Source organism: Streptomyces sp. GQFP (assembly GCF_021545335.1).
Classification (GTDB): Bacteria; Actinomycetota; Actinomycetes; order Streptomycetales; family Streptomycetaceae; genus Streptomyces.
The window spans coordinates 1,016,565-1,041,641 of record NZ_CP089312.1 but is presented as its reverse complement, the minus strand read 5'-3'; the positions used below and the strand labels follow the sequence as shown (position 1 = coordinate 1,041,641).

23 protein-coding genes are annotated in these 25,077 nt (G+C 70.2%); 18 read left to right on the top strand and 5 right to left on the bottom strand.

All coding sequences use genetic code 11. The annotated features are described in order from the left end of the window. Window positions 1-344 precede the first annotated feature (344 nt). The 3 genes from LUX31_RS04715 (at window position 345) to LUX31_RS04705 (ending at window position 4,014) form a co-directional block, all read left to right on the top strand. Entirely contained in the window at window positions 345-788 is a 444-nt protein-coding gene (locus LUX31_RS04715) for a nuclear transport factor 2 family protein (protein WP_235473315.1), read from the top strand. Beyond that, window positions 785-2,026 carry a cytochrome P450 gene (locus LUX31_RS04710; protein WP_235473313.1) on the top strand — a complete coding sequence of 414 codons (1,242 nt, stop codon included), beginning with the start codon at window positions 785-787 and terminating at the stop codon, window positions 2,024-2,026. Before LUX31_RS04715 ends, LUX31_RS04710 begins: the two co-directional genes overlap by 4 nt. A gap of 371 nt (window positions 2,027-2,397) precedes the next feature. Then, the gene (locus LUX31_RS04705) at window positions 2,398-4,014 is read left to right on the top strand and encodes an AMP-binding protein (RefSeq protein WP_235473311.1); all 1,617 of its coding nucleotides are present in this window, start codon (window positions 2,398-2,400) and stop codon (window positions 4,012-4,014) included. Window positions 4,015-4,150: 136 nt separating this feature from the next. On the opposite strand, the gene LUX31_RS04700 is transcribed toward LUX31_RS04705, so the two are convergent. Next, window positions 4,151-5,395, bottom strand: a complete 1,245-nt coding sequence (locus LUX31_RS04700) for an NAD(P)/FAD-dependent oxidoreductase (RefSeq protein ID WP_235473310.1) — start codon at window positions 5,393-5,395, stop codon at window positions 4,151-4,153. Next, the gene (locus tag LUX31_RS04695; protein ID WP_235473308.1) at window positions 5,395-5,718 is read right to left on the bottom strand and encodes a 2Fe-2S iron-sulfur cluster-binding protein; all 324 of its coding nucleotides are present in this window, start codon (window positions 5,716-5,718) and stop codon (window positions 5,395-5,397) included. Before LUX31_RS04695 ends, LUX31_RS04700 begins: the two co-directional genes overlap by 1 nt. A gap of 273 nt (window positions 5,719-5,991) precedes the next feature. Here LUX31_RS04695 and LUX31_RS04690 point away from each other — a divergent pair, with 273 nt between their 5' ends. The 13 genes from LUX31_RS04690 to LUX31_RS04630 all read left to right on the top strand — a co-directional run bounded on the left by LUX31_RS04690 (window position 5,992) and on the right by LUX31_RS04630 (window position 18,437). Further along, window positions 5,992-7,218, top strand: coding sequence for a cytochrome P450 (locus tag LUX31_RS04690; RefSeq protein ID WP_235473306.1), 1,227 nt, complete (start codon window positions 5,992-5,994; stop codon window positions 7,216-7,218). Between the two features lie 42 nt (window positions 7,219-7,260). Beyond that, window positions 7,261-7,878, top strand: coding sequence for a hypothetical protein (locus LUX31_RS04685; RefSeq protein ID WP_235473305.1), 618 nt, complete (start codon window positions 7,261-7,263; stop codon window positions 7,876-7,878). Beyond that, entirely contained in the window at window positions 7,878-9,362 is a 1,485-nt protein-coding gene (locus tag LUX31_RS04680; protein ID WP_235473303.1) for a pyruvate, phosphate dikinase, read from the top strand. Before LUX31_RS04685 ends, LUX31_RS04680 begins: the two co-directional genes overlap by 1 nt. A 96-nt stretch (window positions 9,363-9,458) precedes the next feature. Beyond that, window positions 9,459-11,117 carry a PEP-utilizing enzyme gene (locus LUX31_RS04675; protein ID WP_235473301.1) on the top strand — a complete coding sequence of 553 codons (1,659 nt, stop codon included), beginning with the start codon at window positions 9,459-9,461 and terminating at the stop codon, window positions 11,115-11,117. A gap of 56 nt (window positions 11,118-11,173) precedes the next feature. Next, window positions 11,174-12,070 carry an SDR family NAD(P)-dependent oxidoreductase gene (locus tag LUX31_RS04670; RefSeq protein ID WP_235473299.1) on the top strand — a complete coding sequence of 299 codons (897 nt, stop codon included), beginning with the start codon at window positions 11,174-11,176 and terminating at the stop codon, window positions 12,068-12,070. Between the two features lie 10 nt (window positions 12,071-12,080). Continuing rightward, the gene (locus tag LUX31_RS04665; protein ID WP_235473298.1) at window positions 12,081-13,247 is read left to right on the top strand and encodes a thiolase domain-containing protein; all 1,167 of its coding nucleotides are present in this window, start codon (window positions 12,081-12,083) and stop codon (window positions 13,245-13,247) included. Beyond that, the gene (locus LUX31_RS04660; protein ID WP_235473296.1) at window positions 13,244-13,690 is read left to right on the top strand and encodes a Zn-ribbon domain-containing OB-fold protein; all 447 of its coding nucleotides are present in this window, start codon (window positions 13,244-13,246) and stop codon (window positions 13,688-13,690) included. The genes LUX31_RS04665 and LUX31_RS04660 overlap by 4 nt, the downstream gene beginning before the upstream one ends. Before the next feature lie 5 nt (window positions 13,691-13,695). Continuing rightward, a complete protein-coding gene (locus LUX31_RS04655) occupies window positions 13,696-14,109 on the top strand; it encodes an FAS1-like dehydratase domain-containing protein (protein WP_235473295.1) in 414 nt (137 codons plus the stop codon). Beyond that, window positions 14,106-14,531 carry a MaoC family dehydratase gene (locus LUX31_RS04650; RefSeq protein ID WP_235473293.1) on the top strand — a complete coding sequence of 142 codons (426 nt, stop codon included), beginning with the start codon at window positions 14,106-14,108 and terminating at the stop codon, window positions 14,529-14,531. The genes LUX31_RS04655 and LUX31_RS04650 overlap by 4 nt, the downstream gene beginning before the upstream one ends. A 13-nt stretch (window positions 14,532-14,544) precedes the next feature. Then, the gene (locus LUX31_RS04645) at window positions 14,545-15,024 is read left to right on the top strand and encodes a nuclear transport factor 2 family protein (RefSeq protein WP_235473292.1); all 480 of its coding nucleotides are present in this window, start codon (window positions 14,545-14,547) and stop codon (window positions 15,022-15,024) included. Then, a complete protein-coding gene (locus tag LUX31_RS04640; RefSeq protein ID WP_235473290.1) occupies window positions 15,021-16,271 on the top strand; it encodes an acetyl-CoA hydrolase/transferase family protein in 1,251 nt (416 codons plus the stop codon). The genes LUX31_RS04645 and LUX31_RS04640 overlap by 4 nt, the downstream gene beginning before the upstream one ends. Then, window positions 16,268-16,771 (top strand): MaoC family dehydratase, encoded by a 504-nt coding sequence (locus LUX31_RS04635; protein ID WP_235473288.1) that lies wholly within the window; start codon window positions 16,268-16,270, stop codon window positions 16,769-16,771. The genes LUX31_RS04640 and LUX31_RS04635 overlap by 4 nt, the downstream gene beginning before the upstream one ends. A gap of 61 nt (window positions 16,772-16,832) precedes the next feature. Next, complete coding sequence (locus tag LUX31_RS04630; RefSeq protein WP_235473287.1) at window positions 16,833-18,437, top strand: GMC family oxidoreductase; 1,605 nt, start codon at window positions 16,833-16,835, stop codon at window positions 18,435-18,437. Window positions 18,438-18,464: 27 nt separating this feature from the next. On the opposite strand, the gene LUX31_RS04625 is transcribed toward LUX31_RS04630, so the two are convergent. Both LUX31_RS04625 and LUX31_RS04620 read right to left on the bottom strand, forming a co-directional pair. Further along, window positions 18,465-19,031, bottom strand: a complete 567-nt coding sequence (locus LUX31_RS04625; RefSeq protein ID WP_235473285.1) for a PaaI family thioesterase — start codon at window positions 19,029-19,031, stop codon at window positions 18,465-18,467. Next, entirely contained in the window at window positions 19,028-19,798 is a 771-nt protein-coding gene (locus LUX31_RS04620) for an SDR family oxidoreductase (RefSeq protein ID WP_235473283.1), read from the bottom strand. Before LUX31_RS04620 ends, LUX31_RS04625 begins: the two co-directional genes overlap by 4 nt. A gap of 251 nt (window positions 19,799-20,049) precedes the next feature. On the opposite strand from LUX31_RS04620, the gene LUX31_RS04615 reads away from it, so the two are divergent. Then, window positions 20,050-21,618 (top strand): aldehyde dehydrogenase family protein, encoded by a 1,569-nt coding sequence (locus LUX31_RS04615; protein WP_235473281.1) that lies wholly within the window; start codon window positions 20,050-20,052, stop codon window positions 21,616-21,618. Between the two features lie 120 nt (window positions 21,619-21,738). Beyond that, window positions 21,739-23,682: an FAD-dependent oxidoreductase gene (locus LUX31_RS04610; protein WP_235473280.1), complete on the top strand. Its 1,944-nt coding sequence runs from the start codon at window positions 21,739-21,741 to the stop codon at window positions 23,680-23,682. Window positions 23,683-23,931: 249 nt separating this feature from the next. On the opposite strand, the gene LUX31_RS04605 is transcribed toward LUX31_RS04610, so the two are convergent. Further along, window positions 23,932-25,077, bottom strand: a complete 1,146-nt coding sequence (locus LUX31_RS04605; protein WP_235473279.1) for an acyl-CoA dehydrogenase family protein — start codon at window positions 25,075-25,077, stop codon at window positions 23,932-23,934.

Below are 25,077 nucleotides of genomic sequence, written 5' to 3'. Positions count from 1 at the left end.
TCTCCTCCCGGTGCCGCCCGGTCCACTTCGCCGAGGAAGGAACCTGACCGCGATTCGTTGATGGTCAGCCTACCTTTTCTGCGGCAGTGGCTTCCGGCTCCGCCGTCACGCCTTCTTCCCGAGCCGGAGTGATTCCAATGAGAGTTAGGCTCCGCTCGGCCTATGTCCGGAGCGGTGGCTCCGCAGGCTCGCGATCACCTAATCCAACGTAGACAAGATTCAGGAACAGTGGACAGTGGCTGTCCATTTCCATTGACCCGTAACCAAAACCCATGTAGAAAATAGCCCACCCGGGCGTCCTGGCCGGTGTGGCCGGGGCCTGACCTGACAGAGGTGGAAGCACCATGACGGTTCAGGACAACAGTGCGGTTGTCCGGAGGTTCACCGCCGGGCTCCGGGCCGGCGACGTCGCAGGTTGCCTGGAGCTGCTGGACGACGAGATCGTTTTCTCCGAGGCCATGAGCCTGCCCTTCGGTGGCGATTACCTCGGCAAGGACGCTTTCGTCCAGCTCCTGCGCAAGGTCGGCCGGGACTTCCGAGTCGAACTGGACACACCGGAGATCGGTGACGCCGGTTCGTTCGTCGCGGTCCGGATGCACGGCACCATGACGTCCCGCGTGACCGGGCGCAGTATGCCGATGCGGGTCGTGGACCTCTATCAACTGCGCGGCGGCAAGATCGTGCGGGTCGACGTCTTCTACCAGGACTCGCACGCCGTGAGTGAACTGTGCCGCGGTGACACCACGGCGGCCTCCCTACACCGCGACCACCAAGGCGCCACGACATGAGCGAGCAGACGGACCGGTGCTCCGCGCAGCAGGCGCTCGGGCACGACTACGACCACTACGACCCCGGCTTCGCGCTCGACCCCCATGCCGAGTACGCGACGCTCCGCTCCAAGTGCCCCGTCGCACACACGGAGAACTACGGCGGCTTCCACATCCTGTCGAAGTACGCCGATGTCTCCGAGGTGCTGCACGACGCCGCGCGGTTCTCGTCCTGGCCGGCCGACACCCCGCCGACCCCCGGGCACAACCGCGCCCTCATCCCGTTGGAAGTGGACCCGCCCGAACACCGGCGTTACCGGATGATCGTGGACCCGCTGTTCCGGCCCAAGGCGATCGCGCACATCGCGGACTCCGTTCGCACGTACGCGGTGCGCCTGGTCGACGGGATGCTGGAGAAGCGGGAGTTCGACTTCGTCACCGAGTTCGCGCAGCCCTACCCGAGTGCGGTGTTCCTGAGCCTCGTCGGCCTGGACTTCAGCGTCGAGCGGCGCGACCAGCTGTGCGCGTGGGCGGGAACGATCCTGCACACCACCACCGACGGCGTGCGGCACGGCGATGCGGAGGCCCAGACCGCCGCTCGGCTGAGGGCCGGCAAGGAACTGAACAACTTCCTTCGAGGTCTGCTCGACGAACGCCTTGAGTCACCGGGCGACGACATCATCTCCGTCCTGGTCAACGCCCGGATGGCCGGGCAGCGCAAGCTCGAGTACAAGGAGATACTCAACTTCGCCTACGTGCTGGTGCTCGCGGGCCTCGACACGGTGACCACCGCGCTCGGGTTCAGCTTCATGCATCTCGCCCGCCGTCCCGACCTGCAGGACCGGCTGGCGGCCGACCCGTCGCTGATCCCGGGAGCCATCGAGGAGTTACTGCGCTACGAGCCGATCGTGCACATGAGCCGCACCGTGACCGAGCAGTGCGTGATCCGGGATACGCAACTGCGGCCCGGAGACCGCGTGGTGCTGCCGCTCGCGTCGGCCCATCGCGACGAGGACGCCTTCGAGCACGCCGACGAGCTGCTGATCGACCGGGAGCCCGACCGCACGATGGTTTTCGGCGCGGGCAACCACCGCTGCCTGGGCTCGCACCTCGCGCGCCTGGAGATGACCATCGCCTTCGAGGAGATCCTCCGCCGCGTGCCGCGGTTCTCCCTCCCCGACGGGGCGCGGCTCGCCGCCCACGGTGGCCAGACACGCAGCCTCGCCACCCTTCCCTTCCGCACCTGGCGCGACGACTAGACGCGCCCATGCTCAGGGAGGCCCGATACCCATGGCGGTCGACGACGCAGTGGCGGCGCCGAACCCGGCACTTCCTCACCGCCCCGGAGGATCTCCAGAACGTCGTGCGGGACCTGCGCGAGATCCGACGTCGTACGCGACTCGCGGGTCATTGATGCCGGCACCATGCCGACGATCACGACAGAACGGGTGGCTGAGCTGATCCGGTCTCCGGCCGGCCTGTCTCCCGATCCACGAACGGGTCCGGTCGGCCTCCGACCGGACCCGAACCCCAACACGGCCGCCGGCGCAGGTTCGTCCCGCGGGTCCGGCGATCCGTCGACGCAATCCTGGAGCGGACCAGCACGGTGGACACAAAGGGGAGCGACGCAATGGTTTCCGAACCGCGGAAGATCGATCGGGTTCTCGGTGACTGGCTCCGGGAGGAGGCGGCCCTCGACCCGGACCGGCGCTTTGTCCAGTGCATGAGTGACTGGTTGACCCTCGGTGAGCTGGACCGCCGGTCCGACAGGGTGGCAGCGGCACTGCAGGCGATGGGAGCGGCGAAGGGCGACCGGATCGCGGTCAGCCTCCCCAACCGCATCGAGTACGTGGTGCTCATCTACGCGATAGCCAAGACCGGCGCGATACAGGTGCCGCTGAACACGTTCCTGCGTGGGGAGTTCCTGCGCCACCAACTGGAACAGACCGGGCCCAGCATCTACATCACCGACGAAGCCGGACTGAGGATGCTCGAACCGATCCTCCCCGAGCTGCCGGAGCAGCCGCGGCTCGTGCTGGTGGGTGGTGCCTCCGGCGATGCAGCCTCACCGGCCACGCTCGACTACGCCGAGTTGGAAGCGGTGACGGCCGAACCGGCCCCGGTCCTGATCGACCCCGCGGACGTCTGCGCGATCATCTTCACCTCGGGGACGACCGGGCCGTCGAAGGGTTGCACGATCAGCCACGGCTACTACTGCAACCTCATCAACGTCTTCATCGACTTCGGGTGGTACGAGAAGGGCGACGTCATCTTCGGCGCCAACCCGCTGTTCCACTTCAGTGGCCAGACGTGGTTGGTCGCCGCCGCGCTCGCCGTGCGTGGCTCCGTGATCGTCGAACCGTCGTTCAGCGCGAGCCGGTACATGGCGCGGATCCGCGAGACCGGCGCGACGGCCGCGCTGGGGATGGGTGCGATGGGTATGGCTGTGCTGGCACAACCACCCAGCGACGAGGACCGCGATCACAAGTTGCGGCACATCACGTTCATGCCGTCCACCCCCGATCTCGTCCAGCGTTTCGAAAAGCGCTTCGGCATCGCTCCGTTCGCCGAGGTGTTCGGGCAGTCGGAGTGCTGGCCGGCCTTGCTGGGAGACCCTCGCGGCCCGCGCCGCCCCGGGAGCATGGGCAGGGTCACGCCCGGCCTTGAGGTCAAGATCGTCGACGACGATGACGTCGAGGTGGCCGACGGCCGGCCGGGCGAGATCGTCATTCGGCCGACGGAGCCGTTCCGCCTCTTCTCCGGCTACTGGAACCAGGCCGATGCCACGGTCCAGACCTTCCGTAACCTGTGGCACCACACCGGCGATCAGGGACGGATCGACGAGGAAGGCTACTTCTGGTTCGTCGACCGCAAGAAGGACTCGTTGCGCCGCAGGGGCGAGAACATCTCCTCGATCGAGCTGGAGCAGGCGCTGCTGAAGCACCCCGCGATCGCGAACGTCGCGGTGCACGCGGTCCCGTCGGAGCTCGGCGAGGATGACATCAAGGTGTGCATCCTGCTCGTTCCCGAGGCCCGGATCGAGCATGCCGAGCTGTTCGAGTTCTTCCGGGTGTCCCTGCCGTACTACGCGGTGCCGCGCTATGTGGAATTCCTTGACGAGCTGCCGGCCAACGTGAACGGACGGGTGCTGAAGTACAAGCTCCGCGAACGCGGGATCACCGATGAGACGCTGGACTTCGAGAAGCTGGGCCTGGTCGTCGCGCGTGCCGACCGGAGGACGGGCTGAGAGCGTGCCGTCGGGTGCGCGACCGCGCGCCCCGAAAGGGGCGCGGGGAACTGCGCGACCAGCCCCCGCCGGCCCGCAGGTTCATCACAGCGCTTCCAGCGGAGCGCTCAGCGCTCGCCGGACCGGCGAAGGCGTCTCATCCGGTGGCGGTGCCGGCCGCCACCGCCTTGGGGCTGAAGTCCGCGGCCCGCACCTGGTCCGGTGTCACGGGCGTCGGGGCGGCCAGCAGCCTGCGGGCCGCCATGTGGTCCGCGGGACGGTTGACCGACTCGACGCCGAGCAACCGGCCGTCGGCGAAGCAGTAGGCCGAGAAGCGCTCCGTCTCCCGGTCGCCCTTGACCACGACCTCGTGGTGGCCGCTCGTCAGGCCGGCGATCTGCAGCTTCAGGTCGGCCTGGTCGCTCCAGAACCACGGAATGCTGTCGAAGCGACCGGGACGGCCGGCGAGGGTCGCGGCGACGCGGCGCCCCTGTGCCACGGCGTTCTGTACGGACTCCAGACGCACCCGCCTGCCGTCGGCGCGGACCTGGGGGAACGACACACAGTCGCCGATGGCGTAGACGTGCGGGTCCGATGTGCGCAGCGACTCGTCGACGGCGATGCCGTTGTCGACCTCGATGCCGGCGGCGGCGGCCGGCTCCACGTTCGGTACGGCGCCGACACCGACCAGGACCAGGTCCGCCGGGATACGGCGTCCGTCGGTGGTGTCCACACCGGCCACCGTGCCCGCGGCGGTGCCGACGATGGTGGCGACCGTCGTGCCGAGTTCCGTCTCGACACCGCGTGAACGGTGGGCCCGCAACAGAAAGGCCGCCGTCTCGGCCGACAGCACGCGTCCCATGAGCCGGTCGGCCACCTCGATGACGGTGGTGCTCTTCCCCAGACGCGCGGCGGTGGCGGCGACCTCCATGCCGATGAAGCCGCCGCCGACGACGACCACGCGCCGGGCGTGCCGGAGGCGGTCGCGGACGTCGTCGGCCTCGTCGAGCGTGCGGAGCCTGACCACCCCGTCCAACCCGGTACCGGCGACCGGCAGTTCCCGGTGGCGGGCGCCCAGCGCGAGAACGAGCTTGTCGTAGGCGAGGACCTCACCGTCGTCGAGGAGCAACTCGCGGTCCTCGCGGTGGAGTGCGGTCATCCGTGTCCCCGTACGGACCTCGACTCCGTGCTCGGCGAACCAGGACCGGGGCCGCAGCCACAGAGTGTCCCGGTCGGCGCTTCCGGTCAGGTGCGCCTTGGACAGCGGCGGACGCTGGTACGGAAGGTGCTGCTCGGCACCGACGAGCAGCACCCGTCCGGCGAAGCCCGCTTCGCGCAGCGAGAAGACGGTCTGGCAGCCGGCCTGGCCGGCTCCGACCACGACGACGGTCGGCTCCGGCATCAGTACTGCTCCTCGGGGAGGTGTACGACGAGGCCGTCCAACTCGGCGCTCAGCGGCAGTTGGCAGCTCAGGCGGCTGCCCGCCTGCCGGGGTACGGCCGTGAAGTCGAGCATCTCCTCCTCGTCCGGCCCGACCGGAGGCAGGGCGTCGAGATGCTCGTCGGGCACGAAGACATGGCAGGTCGCGCAGGCCAGCGTGCCGCCGCACTCGGCCACGATCTCGGTGATGCCGCGCGCCACCGCCGCCTGCATCACGCTCTGTCCGTGAGCCGCGTCGACGACGACCGCGTCGCCGTTCGGTCGCAGGAAGGTCACCTTGGGCACCGTAGGCCCTCCTTGTCACGGTGGACTGCCGCTGTGCGGCTGGCGTTCGTCTGTCGTTCCAGGACCATATTCTAACTTGATTTCGGTACTTGCGCGCTACTTGACCCTGGCTTAGATTCTTGGCGAAATTAGGTTGTGGCGCAGGATACATCCGGGTGGGCCGGCAGGCCGGGGCCCGGCACCGCAACCGCTGCGGACCGCTGCGTGCGTCACGGCGACGCCGGTACGGCCGGAGCCGACATGGCCGGACGGTGCGACCCCCAGGAGCGTGACATGACCAGTTCGGAGAAGACGAGTACGGGCGAGGATCAGGAGGTCGTTCGTTTCGGTCCGCTGGATCCGGCCCTCGCCGCCGACTTCTGGCCCCGCACCAACGACCTGCGCGAGAGGTGCCCGGTCGGCTGGAGCGACCAGCCCTGGAGCGAGGGGCGCGAGGGGTTCTGGGTCGTCAACGACTACGCCGATGTCATGGCCGCGAGCACCGACTGGCGGGGCTTCAGCAACGCCCAGGGTGCGGCTCCGGTGCAGTTCGACCTCGACGTCCTGCGCATGATCCCGCTGGAGACCGACCCGCCGCTGCACCGTGGCATACGCCGTCTGCTCAACCCCTTCTTCACCGTCGGGGCGCAGCAGGCGGGCGAGGCGGGCATCCGCGAGAAGGTGGACACGCTTCTCGGCCGCTGCCTCGACAGGGGCGAGGTCGACTTCGTCGCCTCCTTCACCCAGCTCCTGCCGCCCGTGGTGTTCTTCGAGACCTATCTCGAACAGAGGGAATCGGAGATCGGCTGGGTCCTCGACGTACTCAACACGCTGCTCACCCAGCCCGAAAGGGCCATGGAGGTCGCGCCGAAGCTGCTCGGGTGGGGCGCCGAACTGCTCGCCGCGCGCCGGGCCGCCGGGCGCCGCGACGACCTGGCCGGCACCATCGCCCACCTGGGGCTCGACGGCAGCGACGGCCTGGAACTCGACGAGAAGCAGCGTATCGAGACGATGAACCTCATGATCATGGCGGGTATGGAGACGACGATGGGCGGGCTGGGCAGCATCGCCGTGCAGCTCGCGGGAAACCCGTCGCTGCGCGAGGAGTTGCGGGCCGCCGACGAGAAACGGCTGGACCGGGCCGTCGACGAGTTCCTGCGCTTCGAGTCGCCCGTTCCGACCGCGGGCCGGACCCTGGCCGCCGATGTCGAGATGGGCGGCTGTCCGATGAAGAGCGGAGACCGGGCCCTGCTCAACTGGGCCGCGGCCAACCGTGACCCCGGCCAGTTCCCCCACCCGGACACCCTCGACTTCGACCGGGACAACACCTCCTCGCACGTCGCCTTCGGCGCGGGCATCCACCGCTGCCTCGGCAACCACCTGGCGCGGCGCGAGATCAAGGCCAGCATCAGGGCGATCTGCGCACTGACGACCTTCGAGTCGGAGCCGGGCTTCACTCCCGACTACCGGCCCGGCTTCGCCCGCGGACCGGTCAGCCTCCCTGTCCGTCTGGCGCGCTGACACCGTCCGTATCTCAGCTTCCCCTCGGATCGCTGGAGAGACATGACGATGACGGACACCCCGACTGAGCTCGCCCTTCTGCAGGGCGCCCGGCTCAAGGGTCGGCTGACCGCCGAGTCGGCGGCGCTGTTCGCCGGCGACTCCGCGGCCGTACACGTCAAAGCCCTTGAGCTGCGCGGGCTGATGAAGCCCGGCCCGGCCGGGGCCAGGCTGACGCCGGCCGGCAAGGAGCGGCTGCGCGCACTGCTGGCGCAGGAGCGGTCCGCCGTCGACACCGCCACCGTCCGTCGGCTCTATGCGGAGTTCGACCGCCACAACTCGGCGCTCAAGGAGATCGTCGGCGCCTGGCAGTTGCGGCTGGACGGCACGGCCAACGACCACGCCGACGGCGCCTACGACGCGGACGTACTCGACCGTCTGGCGGCCGCATACCACGACGCGGCACCGCTGTTGAGCCGGATCGGCGCGGCTGTCCCCCGACTGGTCGGCTACGCCCACCGGTTCTCCCGGGCGATCGAGAAGGTGCGGCGGGGCGGGCACCAATGGGTCGCGAACCCCCTGGAGGACAGCTACCACCAGGCGTGGTTCGAGTTGCACCAGGACCTGCTCGGCGTCCTGGAACTCGACCGGGTGGACGAGGCCAGGCAGGGGAGGGCGTAGTGGACCCGATCCCGCTCGACGGGACCGTGGCCCTGGACCGTGCGCTCGTCGGCGGCAAGGCCTGGGCGGTCAACGATCTGAGGCGGCTGGGCATGCCGGTGCCCCCGGCGTTCACCCTCGGCACCGACGCGTGCCGGCGGACCCTGTTTGACGGTGCTCTGCCCGAGGCCGCGGCGGACGCGTTGCGCCGGGGTGTCCGCCGGCTGGAAGAGGAACTCGGGCGGAGCTTCGGCGGCGGCAGCCGACCGCTGTTCGTCTCCGTGCGCTCGGGCGCCGCCCGCAGCATGCCGGGGATGATGGACACCGTGCTCAACGTGGGGGCCACGGCCCCGGCACTGCGGGCACTCGCCGCCGAACGGGGCGACGGCCTGGCCGAGGACGTGGCCGGCCGCTTCGCCCACCAGTTCGCCAAGGTGGTCGGCGTCGCGCCCCCGGACGACCCCTGGGACCAGCTGGTCGCCGCCGTGACCGCGGTCTTCCGCTCCTGGACGGCACCGCGCGCCGTGGCGTACCGCGGGCATCACGGGCTGGCGGACGACGGCGGTACGGCCGTGACCGTACAGGCCATGGTGTTCGGCAACGCGGACGAACGATCAGGTACGGGGGTGCTGTTCACGCGCAACCCGCTCACCGGGGCGGCGGCACCCCACGGCGAGTGGCTGCCGCGGGCCCAGGGCGAGGACGTGGTGTCCGGCCGCGTCACCCCGCAACCCCTCGACGCCCTCGCCGAGTCGCTGCCGCAGATCCACGCGAGGCTCCTCGACGCGGCGCGTCGTCTGGAGCGTGAGGCCCGGGACGTGCAGGACATCGAGTTCACGGTCGAGTCCGGGCGCCTGTGGCTGCTTCAGACGAGGGCCGCCAAGCGCTCCCCGGAGGCCTGCGTGCGGATCGCCGCCGCCATGGTCCGGGAGCGGCTGCTGACCACCGGGCAGGCACTGTCCCGCGTCTCGGCGGACGATGTCGCGGCTGTCCTGCGCCCCCGGGTCGACCCCGCCGCCGCGGCCACGGCGACCGTGCTCGCCCGCGGGGAACCCGCCTGCCCCGGTGTGGGTACGGGCACCGTCGCGCCCTCGGCGGACGAGGCCGAGGAGCGGGCCGAGGAGGGCGAGGATGTCGTCCTCGCCACCGTGACGACCGACCCGGACGATGTGCACGGCATGGTCGCGGCGACCGCCGTCGTCACGGAACTGGGCGGATCGACGTCACACGCCGCCGTGGTGAGCCGGGAACTGGGACGCCCCTGCGTGGTCGGCTGCGGGGCGGGAAGCCTGACAGGCCTGGCGGGCCGTCAGGTGACCGTCGACGGCGGCGCCGGAATCGTCTACGCCGGACCGCTGCCCCTCGTGCCCGCCGCCTCGCCGGACGACGCCGACCTGCGGGAGATCGCCGGCTGGCTCGGCATCGGCGACCTCGCCGAGTTACCCGCCGCCCTGGCCGCCCCGCTGCCGGGGGTGCGGTCGGCACATCACGCACAGCCGCGTTGACCGACGTTGACCGACAAGGTCTTCCTGCCCCTGGCGGGGGCGCGCATCAGGCACCCGTACCGACGGGCCCCGTGAGACGTAATGAGGGGAACGCACATGACCGTGGAACCGACTGTCGAGGGCTGGGATCCGCTGCACAGTGCGAGTGACCCCTCGGCGTACTGGAGCACCTCGAACTTCGGGGAGGCCATGCCCGGCGTGATGACTCCCCTCGGGTGGTCGCTCTGGGGTCCCACCGCCGAACGCGCCACCAGGGCCGCCTTCGCGAGCATGGGCGCGCTGACCCGGCGGGAGAGCCGCTTCCCCGACGATCCTCTGGACCGGGTGTGCAACGTCTTCTACGGTCGGGTCGCGGGGCGGGTCGATTTCCTGGTCGGCATCGGGGACAGGCTCCCCGGCACGACGGGCGCCGCCGTCGCCGAGCAGGTGGTGGGTGCCATGCCCGACGAACTCAGCAGCGTCCACAGCCGTCGGCGCTATCCCGTCATCGCCTTCCGCTTCCCCTACAGCTTCGCCACGATCGGCCGGAAGGTGAGGAAGGCGAACGAGCTGACCGAACGCTGGTGGATCGGGTGCGTCGGCAGGACGGGCACCCTGTCGAGGGCCGGGGCCACCCGCCAGTATCTCGACGCCGCCCGGCGCTTCGACCACAACGTCACCGTCCAGGGCACCCACGTCCTGTGTGCGGTCCAACCGGTCTACGACCAGCTCACGCAGCTCGTCGAGCGCTCGGGCGTCGGTGATGTGACGTCGTTCATGAGCGGCTACGGCGCCCACGCCGAGAGCGCGATCGTGACCGATATGTGGGCCGCCTCCCGGGGCCGGATCCCGATCGAGGAGGTGGTGCGCAGGCATGGTTACCACGGGCCGCGCGAGGGCGAGATCTCCGGCCGGGTGTGGCGCGAGGACGACACCGCGCTCCGTGGACTCCTCGACGGATACAAGGCGCTGGGCGACGAGGCCGATCCGGCCCTGGGGGAGGAGTCCCAGCGCAGGGAGCGCGAGGCGCTGGAGGCCGCGCTGCTCGCGTCGCTGCCGGCCCGCGGGCGGCCGGGTGCCCGCCTCGTCATGAGGCTGGCCAAGTACGTCATCCCGCTCCGCGGTGTCGGTAAGGCCGCGTTCCTCCAGTCCTTGGACATGGCCCGCGCTTCGGCCCGCCGCATCGGTGAGTGCCTGGCGGACGAGGACGTGCTCGACGACTCCGAGGACGTCTTCTTCCTCACCTCCGAGGAACTCGTGTCCCCGCCCCGGGACGCCCGCGACCTGGTCGCCCGCCGCCGCGAACGGCACGCCCACTACGCGACGTTGGAGGTTCCCGCGGCGTGGCTCGGACAGCCCGTGGCGACGCCGCGGACGGTGGGCGACGAGCGGGGCGAGGGTAACCTGATCGAGGGCGTGGGGGCCGCCCCCGGCACGGTCGAGGGCCCGGTCCGTGTCGTGACCGACCCCGACGACGCCGACGTGCGGCCCGGCGAGATCCTCGTCGCGCCGACGACCGACCCGAGCTGGGCCTCGATCATGTTCATCTCGAAGGCGCTGGTGGTCGACATCGGCGGAGTACTCAGCCACGCCGCCATCGTCGCCCGGGAGTTGGGCATCCCGTGTGTGGTCAACACCAAGGCGGGTTCCAGGCGGCTGAGCACCGGAGATGTCGTCCGGGTCGACGGGGCCGCCGGCCGGGTCGACATCCTCAGCCGTGCCGTCGGCCGACCGGACGGAGACGAGGGGCCCGATGCGCGTCCACGAACCTTGTGAGCGTACCTAACCAGTGTTAGATTCGGCAGATGCCACCCATCGGAGGTAAGCAGCGCATGGGAACTCTCGACGGACGCGTGGCCATCATCACGGGGGCCGGCCGCGGCATCGGCGGGGCGGTCGCCAGGCTCTACGCCCGCGAAGGCGCCGCAGTGGTGGTCAACGACATTGGCGCGTCACTGAACGGCCTGGAGAACGACGGCAGTCCCGGCCAGGACCTCGTCCGTGAGATAGAGGCCGCGGGCGGCACGGCGATGCACAACGGCGCCGACGTGTCCGACCACGAGGCGGCCCGTGACCTCGTGGAGTCCACCGTCAAGGCGTACGGAAAGCTCGACGTCCTGGTGAACGTGGCGGGCATCCTGCGGGACCGAATGATCTTCAACATGGCCGAGGAGGAGTGGGACGCGGTGATCCGCGTCCACCTCAAGGGCCACTACAACACCATCAAGCCCGCGGCGGCCTACTGGCGGCGTCTCGGCAACGCAGACGCCCAGCACCGCGTCATCAACTACACCTCGCGCGCGGGACTCCACGGCGCGCCCGGCCAACCCAACTACTCCGCCGCGAAGATGGGGATCGTCGGCCTCACCTACTCCTGCGCCGTGGCGCTCAGGAAGTACGGCGTCACCACGAACGCCATCTCGCCGGCGGCCGCCACCAGGATGACCGACACCGCCAAGGTGTCGGGCGTCGACGGCCTGGCCGCGAACGAACTCTCGCCCGACAACATCGCCCCCGTCGCCGCCTGGCTCGCCTCCGAGGACTCCGGATGGTGCAACGGGCACGTCCTCCACGCCCGCGGCTTCGAAGTGTCGCTCTACAGCGACCCACAGCCCCTGACCACGATCAGGGCGAAAGACGACGCCTGGGACCTGTCGACGATCGGCAAGCAACTGGAGACCGCGTTCCGCCCGTTCACCGACGCGGCACCCCCGAACCCGTTCGTCTGAGGCGGCACTCGTGAGCATCAAGGGCAAAGCCCTCATAGCCGGGGCCTACGAGCACCCGGGACGCGAACTCCCCGACACCTCCATCCCCCAGATCCACGCCGAAGTGGCGCTCGGAGCGCTCGCCGACGCCGGTCTGACCCTGTCCGACGTCGACGGCTACTTCTCCGGCGGCGACGCCCCCGGACTCGGCGGGCTCGCCATGGCCGACTACCTCGGCCTGAACGTGCGGTACATGGACTCCTCCGACATGGGCGGATCGGTGTACCTCTCCCATGTCGGCCACGCGGCCGCCGCCATCGCGGCCGGAAAGTGCGACGTCGCCCTCGTCACGCTGGGCGGACGGCCCCGTACGACCTCGCTGCGGGCCCCCGGGCAGCTCATGGGAGCGCCGCCCGAGGCGGCCTTCGAGCCGGTCTTCGGCATGAACGTCAGCGCGGTGTACGCGCTCGCCGCCGCCCGCCACATGTACCAGTACGGCACCACCGCCGAGCAGTTGGCGCAGATCAAGGTCGCCGCCTCGGTCCACGCGCAGCACAACGAGAACGCAATGCTGCGCAAGGTCGTCACCGTCGAGGACGTCGTGGGCAGCCCGGTCGTGAGCAGCCCGCTGCACCGACTGGACTGCTGCGTCGTCACCGACGGCGGCGGCGCGCTCGTGCTCGTCAACGCCGACATCGCCAGGAGCCTCGACCGGGACTGCGTCGCCGTGCTCGGCCACGGCGAGGCCATCGAGCACACCAGGGGCGGCCGGCAGGACATCACCGTCACTGGCGCCGTCCGGTCGGGCCGCGACGCCTTCGCCGAGGCGGGAGTCGGCCGCGGCGACATCGACTACGTCGGCATCTACGACTCGTTCACCATCACCGTGCTGCTGGCCCTCGAGGACCTGGGGTTCTGCGAGAAGGGCGAGGGCGGCAGGTTCGTCCTGGACGGTGCGCTGCAAGCGCCGTACGGCAGGCTGCCGTTCAACAGCGACGGCGGGTCGCTGTGCAACAACCACCCCGCGAACCGGGGCGGCATGACCAAGATGATCGAGGCGGTACGCCAGCTCCGCGGCGAGGCCCACCCTGCGGTACAGGTCCCCGACTGCGAACTCGCCCTGGCACACGGCACCGGCGGCTGGCTGTCCACCCGTATGGGCAACGCGACCGTCATCCTCGGCAGGGAGGACGCATGACCACCACCCCCGCCTCCAGGGCCTACGGCCCGCTGCCGGCGCCCGCGCCCGAGGTGCACCCCGAAACCGCCGCCTTCTGGGCGGGCACGGCACGCGGTGAACTGCTCCTGCAGCACTGCCAGGACTGCGCGTCGGCGATCTGGTACCCGCGCTTCCTCTGCCCGCACTGCCACAGCACCCGGCTGGAGACGGTCGAGGCCACCGGCCGCGGCACCCTCTACAGCTTCACGCTGACCACCCGCGGAATCCTCGACTACAAGGACTGCGGTCCCTATGTGCTCGCCCTCGTCGAGCTCGACGAGGGCCCGAAGATGATGACGAACATCGTCGAGGCCGACCCGTCCGAACTGGCCATCGGCCAACGGGTCGAGGTCGTCTTCCACGACACCGGCGAGGGCACCGCCCTGCCGCGCTTCCGGCCCGTCCCGGCGCAGAACGGCTGACGGCGGTGGCGCTGCGCTTCCCGGTGGAGGAGGGCCACGTCCTCGCCTTCGCCCGAGCCGTCGGGGAACCGCCGCCCGGCCCCGGTGACCTCGTGCCGCCGACGTTCACCGCCACGACGGTGCAGCACGATCCCGAGCACATGCGCGACCTGCGTCCGACCGGCGCGCTCGCGGCGGCGACTGCCGACGAGGGCGCCACGGTTCTCCACGCCGAGCAGCACTTCGAGTACCTGGCGCCGGTACGGGTCGGGGACGTCCTGCACGTGGCGGAGACGCCCGGCAGGACCTGGACCAAGCAGAGCGGGCAGGGCGGCACGCTGACGTTCACGGAGCTGGTCAAGGAACTCCGGGACGACACCGGATCCGTCGTGGTCCGCTCGCGGATGGTACTGGTGACGATCCGTCAGGAGCCGTCGTGAGTACGGCGCCGCCGAAGGTCGGTGAGTCGCGCGAGCTCGTGGTGTGCGAGGAGCTGACGCGCACTCAGATCGTCCAGTACGCGGGCGCCTCCGGCGACTTCAGCCTCCTGCACACCGACGAGCCGGCGGCGCGGGCGGCGGGCCGTCCCGGGGTCATGGCGCACGGAATGATGACGATGGCCGTCAGCAGCCGTGTCGTCACCGGCTGGTTCGGCACCGAGGCCCTCCGGTCCCTGGGCGCCCGGTTCACCGCGCCGGTCCGGCCGGGGGACCGGCTCGTCAGCACGGCGACCGTCGAGGCGACGGAGACCGCCGGCGCGCTGACGCTCGTACGGCTGGCTCTGCGGACCACCGATCAGGACGGTCGCGTGGTGCTCACCGGCAGGGCGGACGTCACCCTCGACGCGCCATTCGAATCGTGAGGAGAAGGCACACATGACGGACCGAGCCGCGAACCCACCCGAGGAACACCCGCACGCCGTCGCGGTACGGCGTCTCATGGCGGCCTTCTCGTCCCAGGACCGGACGACCGTCGAGGAACTCCTCGATCCCACGTGTGTCTGGCGCGTCCCCGGCCACAACGGCCTTGCCGGAGAGAGAGTCGGTCTTCCCGAGGTCATGGGACTCTTCGGCACGCTCAAGCGCGTCCTCGCCGTGCCGGCGCGGTTCGAGGTCATCGACATCGCCACCAGCCCGGAGCGGGCCATCGTCTACCAGTACGGCGTGGTCGTCGTCGGCGAGAGGACCGTCCGGATGAAGGAATGCCTGGTCTACCGGTTCCGCGAGGGTCGCATCGTCGAGGTGGACGAGTTCCAGTACGACCAGGCGGGCTTCGACGAGGTCTTCTCCCACGACGCCATCGCCACAGCTACTGCCAGTGCCAGGGCTGCCGCCGCTGCCACCGGGTCGGAATGATGGTGCTGCCGCACCGCTCGGCACGCGATGCCCTGGCCCGGATCGCCCGCGGTACCCACATCGTCTCCGCGCCGGGGATGGGCGCCCCGACGACGCTGCTGGCCGAGATCGGCGAACTGGCCCCGGGGCGGGACTGGACCCTGAGCTCGGGACTGCTGCTGGGCGAATACCCCTTCCTCCCGGCCGTCGTTGACGGAGACCTCGCCTACCGCACCTGGCATGTCATGGCACCCGTACGCGGCCTGGTGGCCGACGGCACCGTCGGTTACGTACCCGCGCGGGCATCGCGGCTGGCGAAGTTGCTACGCCGGTGGGAGACCGGCGCCGCCCTGGTGCGGATCAGCCCCCCGGACGCCCACGGGTACTCCTCGCTGGGCCCGTCGGTGGGCTACGGCCTCGCGGCCCTGCGGACGGCCGACACCCTGATCGCCGAAGTCGATCCCGCCGTGCCCCGCACCTGCGGTGAGTCCTACGTCCACATCTCCGTGTTCGACTCCCTCGTCGAGTCGACGACCGCGTTGCCGCACTACAGCTCCGCCAAGCCCAGTCCGACGAGCACCCGGATCGCCGAGCACGTCCTCCAACTGCTCCCGACAGAACCGACGTTGCAGATCGGGATCGGCGCCATTCCCGAGACGCTCGTACGGTCCCTCAAGGACGCCGACCTCGGCGGCGTCCGCTTCGTCGGCATGGCGACCGACGAGATGGTGGACCTGTTCGAGGCCGGTGTACTGCGCGCCGGCGAGGTCGTACCGTCGCCCGCCGTGCTGAGCCCGGAGATGATGGGCACCGAGCGGCTGTTGTCCTTCGGTCACGAGAATCCGTCGATCGGCATGTACCCGTCGTCGGTGTCCCACGACTCGGGGCGGCTCGGCGACATCGAGCGCTTCGTCTCCGTCAACACCGCGGTCGAGGTCGACCTGCACGGCAACGTCAACAGTGAGGTCGTCGCCGGGCGCCAGATCTCCGGGCCCGGCGGCAGCCTGGACTACATCGACACGGCGGCGCGCTCCAGGGGCGGGCTCCGGGTCATCGCGCTGCCGTCCACCTCGTCCGACGGCTCGGTCTCCCGCATCGTGCCGTCGCTCGGCACGGTCACGGTCCCCAGGTCGATGGTGGACGTCGTCGTCACCGAGCACGGCGTCGCCCGCCTCGACGGACTCACCACGCGCGAGCGGGCGCGGGCGCTGCTCGCGATCGCCCACCCCTATCATCAGCAGGCACTCGGAGAGGCGGTGGCGCGGTGACCGTCCACACCCGCCGCGGCCGCTATCTGGACGAGCTCGTCGTGGGCGACATCTACCGGCACACCCCCGGACGGACCGTGACCGACGCCGACAACGTCCTGTTCACCACCTTGACCATGAACACGCAGAGTCTGCACCTGGACGCCGACTACGCCTCGCGGACCGAGTTCGGACACGTCCTGGTGAACAGCCTGTTCACCATGGCTACGGTGGTCGGCCTCAGCGTCACGGACCTGACCGAGGGAACCACCGTCGCCAACCTCGGCTTCACCGAGATCGTCTTCCCGGCGCCGGTCGCCGTGGGGGACACGCTGTTCGCCGAGACCGAGATCCTCGCGGCACGCGAGTCGAAATCCCGGCCCGGTCAGGGCGTCGTCGAGTTCGAGCACCGCGGACTCAACCAGCGCGGAGACCTGGTCTGCCGGGCGAGGCGTTCGGCGCTCATGCTCAGCGCGGCGGCGGGAAAGGCGCGCGACAGCGGTCGGCCCCAGCTGCGTTGACCCGCCGGATGCATTGACCGTTGGCACATCGAGCCATCCACACGCACAGGCTGGAGCAGACATGACCGACGAGGTATTCGACTACGTGGTCGTCGGAGGAGGGTCGGCGGGCTCGGTCGTCGCCGCCCGGCTGGCAGGGGCGAACGCCAAGGTGCTGCTGCTCGAAGCCGGCGGCACCGACCGGCGCCGGCTGGAGATCCTGGTCCCCGCAGGAGTGGCGGTGGCCTACCAGAAGGCCAACTGGAAGTACCCGGCCGAGCCGGACCCGTCCCGGGGCAGCCGCCCGGAGGCGTGGATGGCCGGCAAGGTCATGGGCGGAGGCGGATCGATCAACTCGTGTGTCTACGTCCGGGGCAACCGCGCCGACTACGACGGCTGGGCGGAACTGGGCTGCACGGGCTGGGACTACGCGTCGGTCCTGCCGGCCTTCAGGCGGATCGAGACCTGGGAGGGCGGAGCGGACGACTACCGCGGCGGCGGCGGCCCGATCTCGGTGACGACCCAGAGCAACCGGGGCGAGGCGAACATGACCTTCATCGAGGCGGCCAAGCAGGCCGGACACACCGAGACGCCCGACTACAACGGCGCCACCCAGGAGGGCATCGGTCTTGCCCAGGTCAACCACCGTCGCGGCACCCGGTCGTCGGCCTCCCGCGAGTACCTCAAACGGGTCGCGCCCAAGGGCTTCCTCACCGTCCGCACCAAGGCCATGGCCCATCGGGTGCTGATCGAGGGGAGAACGGCCGTCGGTGTCGAGTACGAGCACGGCGGCCGGATCAGGCGGGCTCGGGCACGGCAGGAGGTCGTCCTGAGCGCCGGGACGATGGCGACGCCCAAGCTCCTCATGCTCTCGGGTATCGGGCCGCGCGCCCACCTCAAGGAGCACGGCATCGACGCCGTGCTCGACCTGCCGGGAGTCGGCGGCAACCTGCACGAGCACGCCTTCCTCATGCAGCGCTACCACTCGAGGATCCACACCTTCAACAAACCCAGGATCGGCGACATCGCCGGGGCCCTGAAGGACTATGCCCTGCACGGGACCGGCGTGCTGGCGATGACCATGGTGCAGGTACAGGTCATGGCGAAGACGGACCCTCAACTCGCCTCGCCCGACGTCCAGTTGCAGTTCACCCCGCTCGCCATCACCCGCGACGTCGACGAGCACGGCATGTTCAACGTGCAGCCCGCCAAGGAGGAGGGCTTCCTGGCATCGTCGACGTTCACGCACACGCGCTACCGCGGGCGGATCAGTCTCCGCAGCGCCGACCCCCAGGCCGCCCCCCGCATCGAGATGCAGCTGCTGGGCCACCCCGACGACCTGCGCGACACGCTCTGCGGGGCGCGGCTGATCCGCGAGATCATGGAACAGCCGGCCATGAAGGCCATTACGAACGGTCACTTCTCCCCGGAGTCCGAGTGCGAGACCGACGCGGACTGGGAGGCGTACGCCCGGGAGTACGCCGTGCCGTCCTACCATCCGGTGGGCAGCTGCAAGATGGGTGTCGACGACGCCGCGGTCGTCGACCCGGAGCTGCGGGTGCGGGACATCGACGGTCTGCGGGTGGCCGACGCCTCCGTGATGCCGAAGGTCACCACCGGCAACACGAACGCTCCGTCGATGATGATCGGGGAGAGGGCAGCCGACTTAATCCTGGGCCGAGGGTGACGACGGGGTACTGCATTTTCCGGGAGTTCAGGGCCGGAGCTGGACGAACAGCGCTTCCGCCTCGGCCAGAATCTGCTCGCCGTGCAGCAGTTGCCCGTACGCGAAGATCTTGCGGCCCTCCGTACGCCGGATGCGGCCCTCCACCCGCAGTTCCACGCCGAGCGGTGTCACCTTGCGGTAGTCCACGCGGAGGTATGCCGTACGTGACCGGGGCCGGCCGATCGATGCCAGACGGCCGAGGAGTTCGTCGAACAGCAGCGGCTGGACACCGCCGTGAGCGGCCTTGCCCCCGCCGAGGTGAGCCCGGTGGAACGTGACCCGGCCCCGGACCTCGTCCGGCCGTTCGTGGTCGAGGACCAGGGGCACGAGCAGGGGACTGCCCCGTCCGGGAAGGTCGGGCCGGTTTCCGGCCGGTGCCTGCTCCTCCTCCACGCCGTACGGCTCCAGCGCGGCGCAGGCGGCTTCGATCTGACGGGTCGCGGCCAGCACGACCTCGTCGGGCGCCTCGGCCGCGGCCACCGCGTCGAGCAGCCTGCGCGCACTCTCCAGGAGGCCGCCGAACTCCGGTCCGCCGGGCGGGCGTTCGCCGCTCACTTGAGCCCGAACCGCTGTGCGCCGTCGATACGGATCGTCTCGCCGTTGACGTAGTCGTTGCCGACCAGGAAGGAGACCAGGTCGGCGTACTCGTCCGCCCGCCCCATCCGCTTCGGGAAGGGGACCGACCTGCCCCATGCCTCGTGCGCGGCCTCCGGTTCCATGCGGAAGGCGGGCGTGAAGAACGTCCCCGGCGCGATGGTGACGACCCGGATGCCGACGGCGGAGAGGTCGCGTGCGGCGACGAGACCGAGCCCGACGACGCCCCCCTTGGCCGCGCTGTAGTCGGACTGGCCGACCTGCCCCTCGTACGCGGCGATGCTGGCCGTGTTGACCACCAGACCCCGTACCCCTGATTCCAGGGTCTCCAGAGCCGCCATCGCGGCGGCCGTCTGGCGCAGCAGGTTGAAGGTGCCGGAGAGGTAGACGCGGAGGGTCCGGTCGAACAGCTCCTGCGGCATCGGGGAGCCGTCCCGGCCGAGGATCCGCTGCTGCGCGACGGGTCCGGCGTGCGCGCACACCGAGACCCGTAGCTCGCCGAGTTCGGACGCGGCGGCGACGGCCGCCGCCACGGACGCCTCGTCGGTGACGTCGGTGCGGACGAAGACCGCGGCGTCGCCCAGGTCGGCGGCGAGCTCCTTCCCGCGGTTCTCGTCGAGGTCGGCGATGACGACGCGCGCGCCGTCGGCGACGAGGCGCCGGACGGTGGCCTCGCCGAGACCTCCGGCGCCGCCGGAGACGAGCGCGGCCTTTCCACGGATCTCCACTGCGGGGCTCCTCCTGGAGTCGGTGTCGGGTGCGGTGACCGTGGTGGTTCACGGGTTCCGCCCGGTCGCCGGTGCGGGGGCGACCCTTGTAGTCGAACCTAACCTAAATCATAATCGAATCACGGCCAAGAGTGTACGGCCGCGAAGCGGGCGGGAGTCGGTCCTGGCCGTCGAGTTGCCTTCGGATCGTGTTCGCCGCAGGTGACCGCGCCCCCCCAGCCGGCCCGCCCGCACGTCGAGAGGACTCGCTCATGGCAACGCAGGCTCAGGAATCGGCGACCGGTGGTGCCGCGACCGGTGTCATCGAGGTGCACTGCCCGGCCGACGGCCGCCTGGTGGGCACGGTGCCGGACCTCGGACCGGCGGGAGTGGCCGCGGCCGCCGGGCAACTGCGCGCGGCGCAGCCGGCCTGGGAGGACCTGGGGCCCAAGGGGCGGGCCAGGCACATGCTCCGCTTCCTCGACTGGATCCTCGACAACGAGAAGAACCTCGTCGGCATCATGCAGGAGGAGACCGGCAAGTCCTGGGGCGACGCCGGCCTCGAGGTCGCCTCGGCGGTCGATCTGATCAACTACTACAGCAAGCACGCCGCGGACTTCCTCGCCGACCGCAAGGTCCGGTCGTGGGGTGCCGCCGGCATGACGAAGAACCTCCGGGTCTTCGCGCGCCCCTACCAGCTCGTCGGCATGATCACGCCCTGGAACGGGCCGCTCGGCGGGCCGATGCTGGACGGTGTCGCCGCCCTCATGGCAGGGGCGTCGGTCCTCTTCAAGCCCTCCGAGGTCACGCCTCTGACCTGGGCGGAGGCCACCCGCGGCTGGCTCGAGGACCTGGGCGCCCCGCCGGTGATGGCGAATGTGACCGGGGGCCCGGACACCGGCGCCGCCGTCGTCGACGAGGTCGACATGATCATGTTCACCGGCTCGACCCGCACCGGCCGCCGGATCGCCGCCCGCGCCGGTGAGCGCCTGATCCCGTGCAGCCTCGAACTCGGCGGCAAGGACGCGATGATCGTCCTCTCCGACGCCGACCTCGACCGCGCCACCAGCGCCGCGGCGTGGGGGGCGATGTGGAACTCCGGCCAGATCTGCATCTCGGTGGAGCGGGTCTACGTCGAGGCCCCCGTCTACGACGAGTTCGTGAGCAAGGTGACCGACAAGGTCAGGAACCTCCGCCAGGGAATGGACGAGGACGGCAGCTACACCACCGATGTGGGCGCCATGGCGACCGAGAACCAACTGGGCATCGTCGAGAGCCATGTCCAGGACGCGGTCGCCAGGGGCGCCAAGGTCCTCACCGGTGGCAGGCGCGCTTCCGAGGGGCTGTTCTTCGAGCCGACCGTGCTCGTCGATGTCGACCACTCGATGCTGTGCATGCGCGAGGAGACCTTCGGGCCGACGCTGCCCATCATGAAGGTCGCCGACGAGCAGGAGGCCCTGCGGCTGGCCAACGACTCGCCGTACGGCCTGTCCTCAAGTGTCTGGACGGGTGACCGCGGGCGCGCCGACCGGGTCAGCCGCCAGGTCGAGGCCGGCGCGGTCAACCAGAACAACGTCATGATCAGCACGTTTCAGCTGCCGCTGCCCATGAGCGGCTGGAAGACCTCCGGGATGGGGAGCCGGTCGGGCGGCGCGGCCGGGATGCTGAAGTTCTGCCGCCGGCAGTCCGTGGTCTCGGAGAAGGTGCGTCTGAAGTCCGAACCGCACTGGTACCCGTACAAGCCCGGGAGCAGCGAGTTCCAGGCGCGCATGGTCCGCCTGCTGGGCGCCCATGACTGGCGGCGCAGGCTCGGCCGTACGCCCCGTACTCCCAAGGTCTGAACTGGCCGGGATCGCTCGGTCGGCCCTTGCCTTACCTGTTTTTCTAAACTAACTTAGGTCAGGAAATCGCGGAACGGTGTGCCTGATCGGGAGCACCGGCCGGCTCGGAGGGAGAGATGCATGGCGGTGGCCGAGGGCACGACTCCCATCGACCCGACGGCACTCCGCGACGCACTCGACGTCGCCAACATCCCGACCCTGGTCCCCCTGCTCTTCCAGCTCACCGGCGACCCCAAGTGGACGCGTGACCCCTACCGGCCGACCCGCCCGCGCGGCACCGACGACCACGACGACGCGGGACTGCCCGCGGACGTACGGGACGAGATCCGGGCGGCCGTCGCGGAGGCCGTGCTCGCGTGGGCGGCCGGGCGCCCCGTCGCCAGGCCCGCTCCGACCGGTCGGGAACTGCTCGACCTCCTGACGCTGAGCGTGGGGGAGGAGGTGCCCGAGGAGTACGAGCCCATGACCGCCGAGCACATGGGGTTCCGTGCCAAGTGCCCGCCGACCGTGGCGACTCCGGGTTCCGCCGACTTCCACGTGCTCGTCATCGGGGCCGGGGTGTCGGGCCTGACCGCCGCCAAGCACCTGCGTGACCTCGGGATCAGCCACACCGTCGTGGAGAAGAACCCCCGCGTGGGCGGCACCTGGATCGAGAACCGCTATCCGGGCTGTGGTGTGGACACGCCCAGCTATCTGTACTCGCTGTCGTTCTTCCCCCGTGCCTGGACGCATCACTTCGGCAAGCGCGGTGAGTTGGAGACGTACCTCGACGAACTCGCCACGCACTTCGGGCTCCTCGACTCCATCCGCTTCGGCACCACCGCCGTGTCGGCCGCGTGGGACGACGACACCGAACGGTGGACCGTCGTGGTGCGCGACCCCCAAGGCCGTGAGCGGACCCTCACGGCGAACGCGCTCATCTCGGCCGTGGGACAGCTGAACGTCCCGAAGATCCCCGACCTGCCGGGCCTGGCGGACTTCCACGGTCCGGTCTTCCACTCCGCTCGCTGGCCGGAGGACCTGGACCTGCGGGGCAGGACGGTGGCGGTCATCGGCACCGGTGCGAGCGCGATGCAGATCGTGCCGGCCGTGGCCGGCGAGGTCGCCGCCCTCGACGTGTATCAGCGCTCCCCGCAATGGGTGTCGCCGAACAAGAACTACTTCCGCCCGGTGGGCGACAAGGTCCACTGGCTCATGGAGAACGTGCCCTACTACCGCGCGTGGTACCGCTTCCGGCTCGCCTGGGCCCACAACGACCGCGTCCACGCCTCGCTCCAGAAGGACCCGGACTGGCCGCACCCCGAGCGGTCGCTGAACGCCACGAACGACGGGCACCGCAGGTTCTTCACCAGGTACATCCTGGACCAGCTCGACGGACGCCCCGACCTGGTGGAGAAGGCCCTCCCGGACTACCCGCCGTTCGGCAAGCGGATGCTGCTCGACAACGGCTGGTTCGCCGCCCTCCGAAGGCCCGGCGTGGAGCTGATCACGGCATCGGTCACCGCTCTCACCCGGACCGGTGTCGTGACGTCGACGGGCGAGGAGCGGCCCGCGGACATCGTCGTACTGGCAACCGGCTTCGAGGCGCACCGCCCGATCCGCTACGACATCGTGGGGCGGGGCGGCCAGGTCCTGCGGGACCTCTGGGGCGAGGACGACGCGCGCGCCTACCTGGGCATCACCACGCCGGGCTTCCCGAACCTGTTCTTCATGTACGGGCCCAACACCAACCTCGGTCACGGCGGCAGCTTCATCTTCCTCGCCGAGAGCCAGATCGACTACATCACCGACTCGCTGTGCCGGATGGTGAACGAGGACATCAGCTCGATCGAGTGCCGCCCCGAGGTCGGCGAGCGGTACAACGAGGCCCTCGACCAGGCGCATCAGCGGATGGTGTGGACCCATCAGGGAATGGACACCTGGTACCGCAACTCGAAGGGGCGGGTCGTGACGAACATGCCCTGGCGCGTGGTCGACTACTGGACGATGACACGGGCGGTCGACCTCGACGACTTTGTCGTCAGGCACCGCCCGGCTGCCGCCGGACAGGCTCCCGGAGCGTGAGTCAGTAACGAGCCGGCGGTCGGCCGGCTCGGTTCGCAGTCGTCCCCGCCGGTATGTGTCGTGTCTGCGCCGGGGCGTCGGAGGTGATCACCGCCCCCTCTCGCTGCTCCTCACTCGTGAGGTTTGCGCTCAAGGCCCCAAAGCGCGATCTTGGACATCGCCTCAACGAGTTGTTTCGCAGCGTCGAGAAGCCTTCCGAAACACTCGAAGACCTGCCACTCATACGGCCGAAATGACTGCCGGCCACAGCTAATAGGAGCGGGGCAGGCCCAAGCCTTCGGTGGCGATCTGGTTGAGTGCCAGCTCGCGGCTCACCGGCACGGACTTGAGCAGGCGGGCAACGAGATAGGGCTCCAGCAGCCCGACGTCGGCGGTGTAGCCGCTGCCGCCGAAGGTCTGCAGCGCACGGTCGAGGGCGTAGAAACCGGCATCGGCGCAGGCCAGCTTGGCGGCGTTGGCGAGCTTCCCGCCGGCCTTGCCCTCGGAGTACCCGCGCGCGGCGCAGACGAGCAGCGCCCAGGCCGCCTCAAGCTGCACGTACGACTCGGCCAGAGGATGCTGGACGGCCTGGTGTGAGCCGATCGGCGCGTCGAAGACCTCGCGTTCCTTCGCGTAGCCGACCGCTCGGCGGAGCCCGTACCGGCCGAGTCCGAGCGCCTGGGCACCCACCAGCAGGCGCTCGCAGTTCAACGCCGCGAACATGGCGCGGAAGCCCTTGCCCACCTCGCCGACCACGGCGTCCGGGCCCAGCTGGAGATCGTCGATGAACAGCGTGTAGTGCCGCTCGTAGATGGTCATGCCCAGCTGCACAGGCTGTGCGGCGATCTTCGACTGCGGGTCGTCGACGATGAACAGGGTGATTCCGCCGTCGTGCGGCGCGTTGGCCACGAGCAGCATCACGTCGCACTCGTCGAATGCCGTGATGTAGGTCTTCTCGCCGTTGAGCACCCAGCCGTCACCCTTGCGCCGGGCCGTGGTGCGCATCTTCAGCGCGTTGGATCCCGCCTCCGCCTCGGTCAGCCCGAACGAGAACCGCACCGAGCCGGAGGCGACGCGGGGCAGCCAACGCCGGCGCTGCTCCTCATTGCCGGCGCGCAGCAGGATGCGCCCGCACATGCCCTGCCCCAGCAGCAGGCGGGTGGCCGGAAACCCGGCGGCCGAGGTTCGCTCGGTCGCGAGGACCAGGGGGAACAGGTCTTCTCCCGCGCCCCCGTACTCCTCGGGCACGCCAAGGCCGCACATGTCCGCCCGGCGGCACTCGTCCCAGTACGCGTCGAGGGCGGCGCGGTCGCCGAACGACCGGCCCGCGAAGCCCGAGGCGATCTCGTAGGCCACCTCGGCGAACTGCTGCTCCTCGTCGGTCAGACCGGTGAGCACGTGCACTGGACCGGGCAT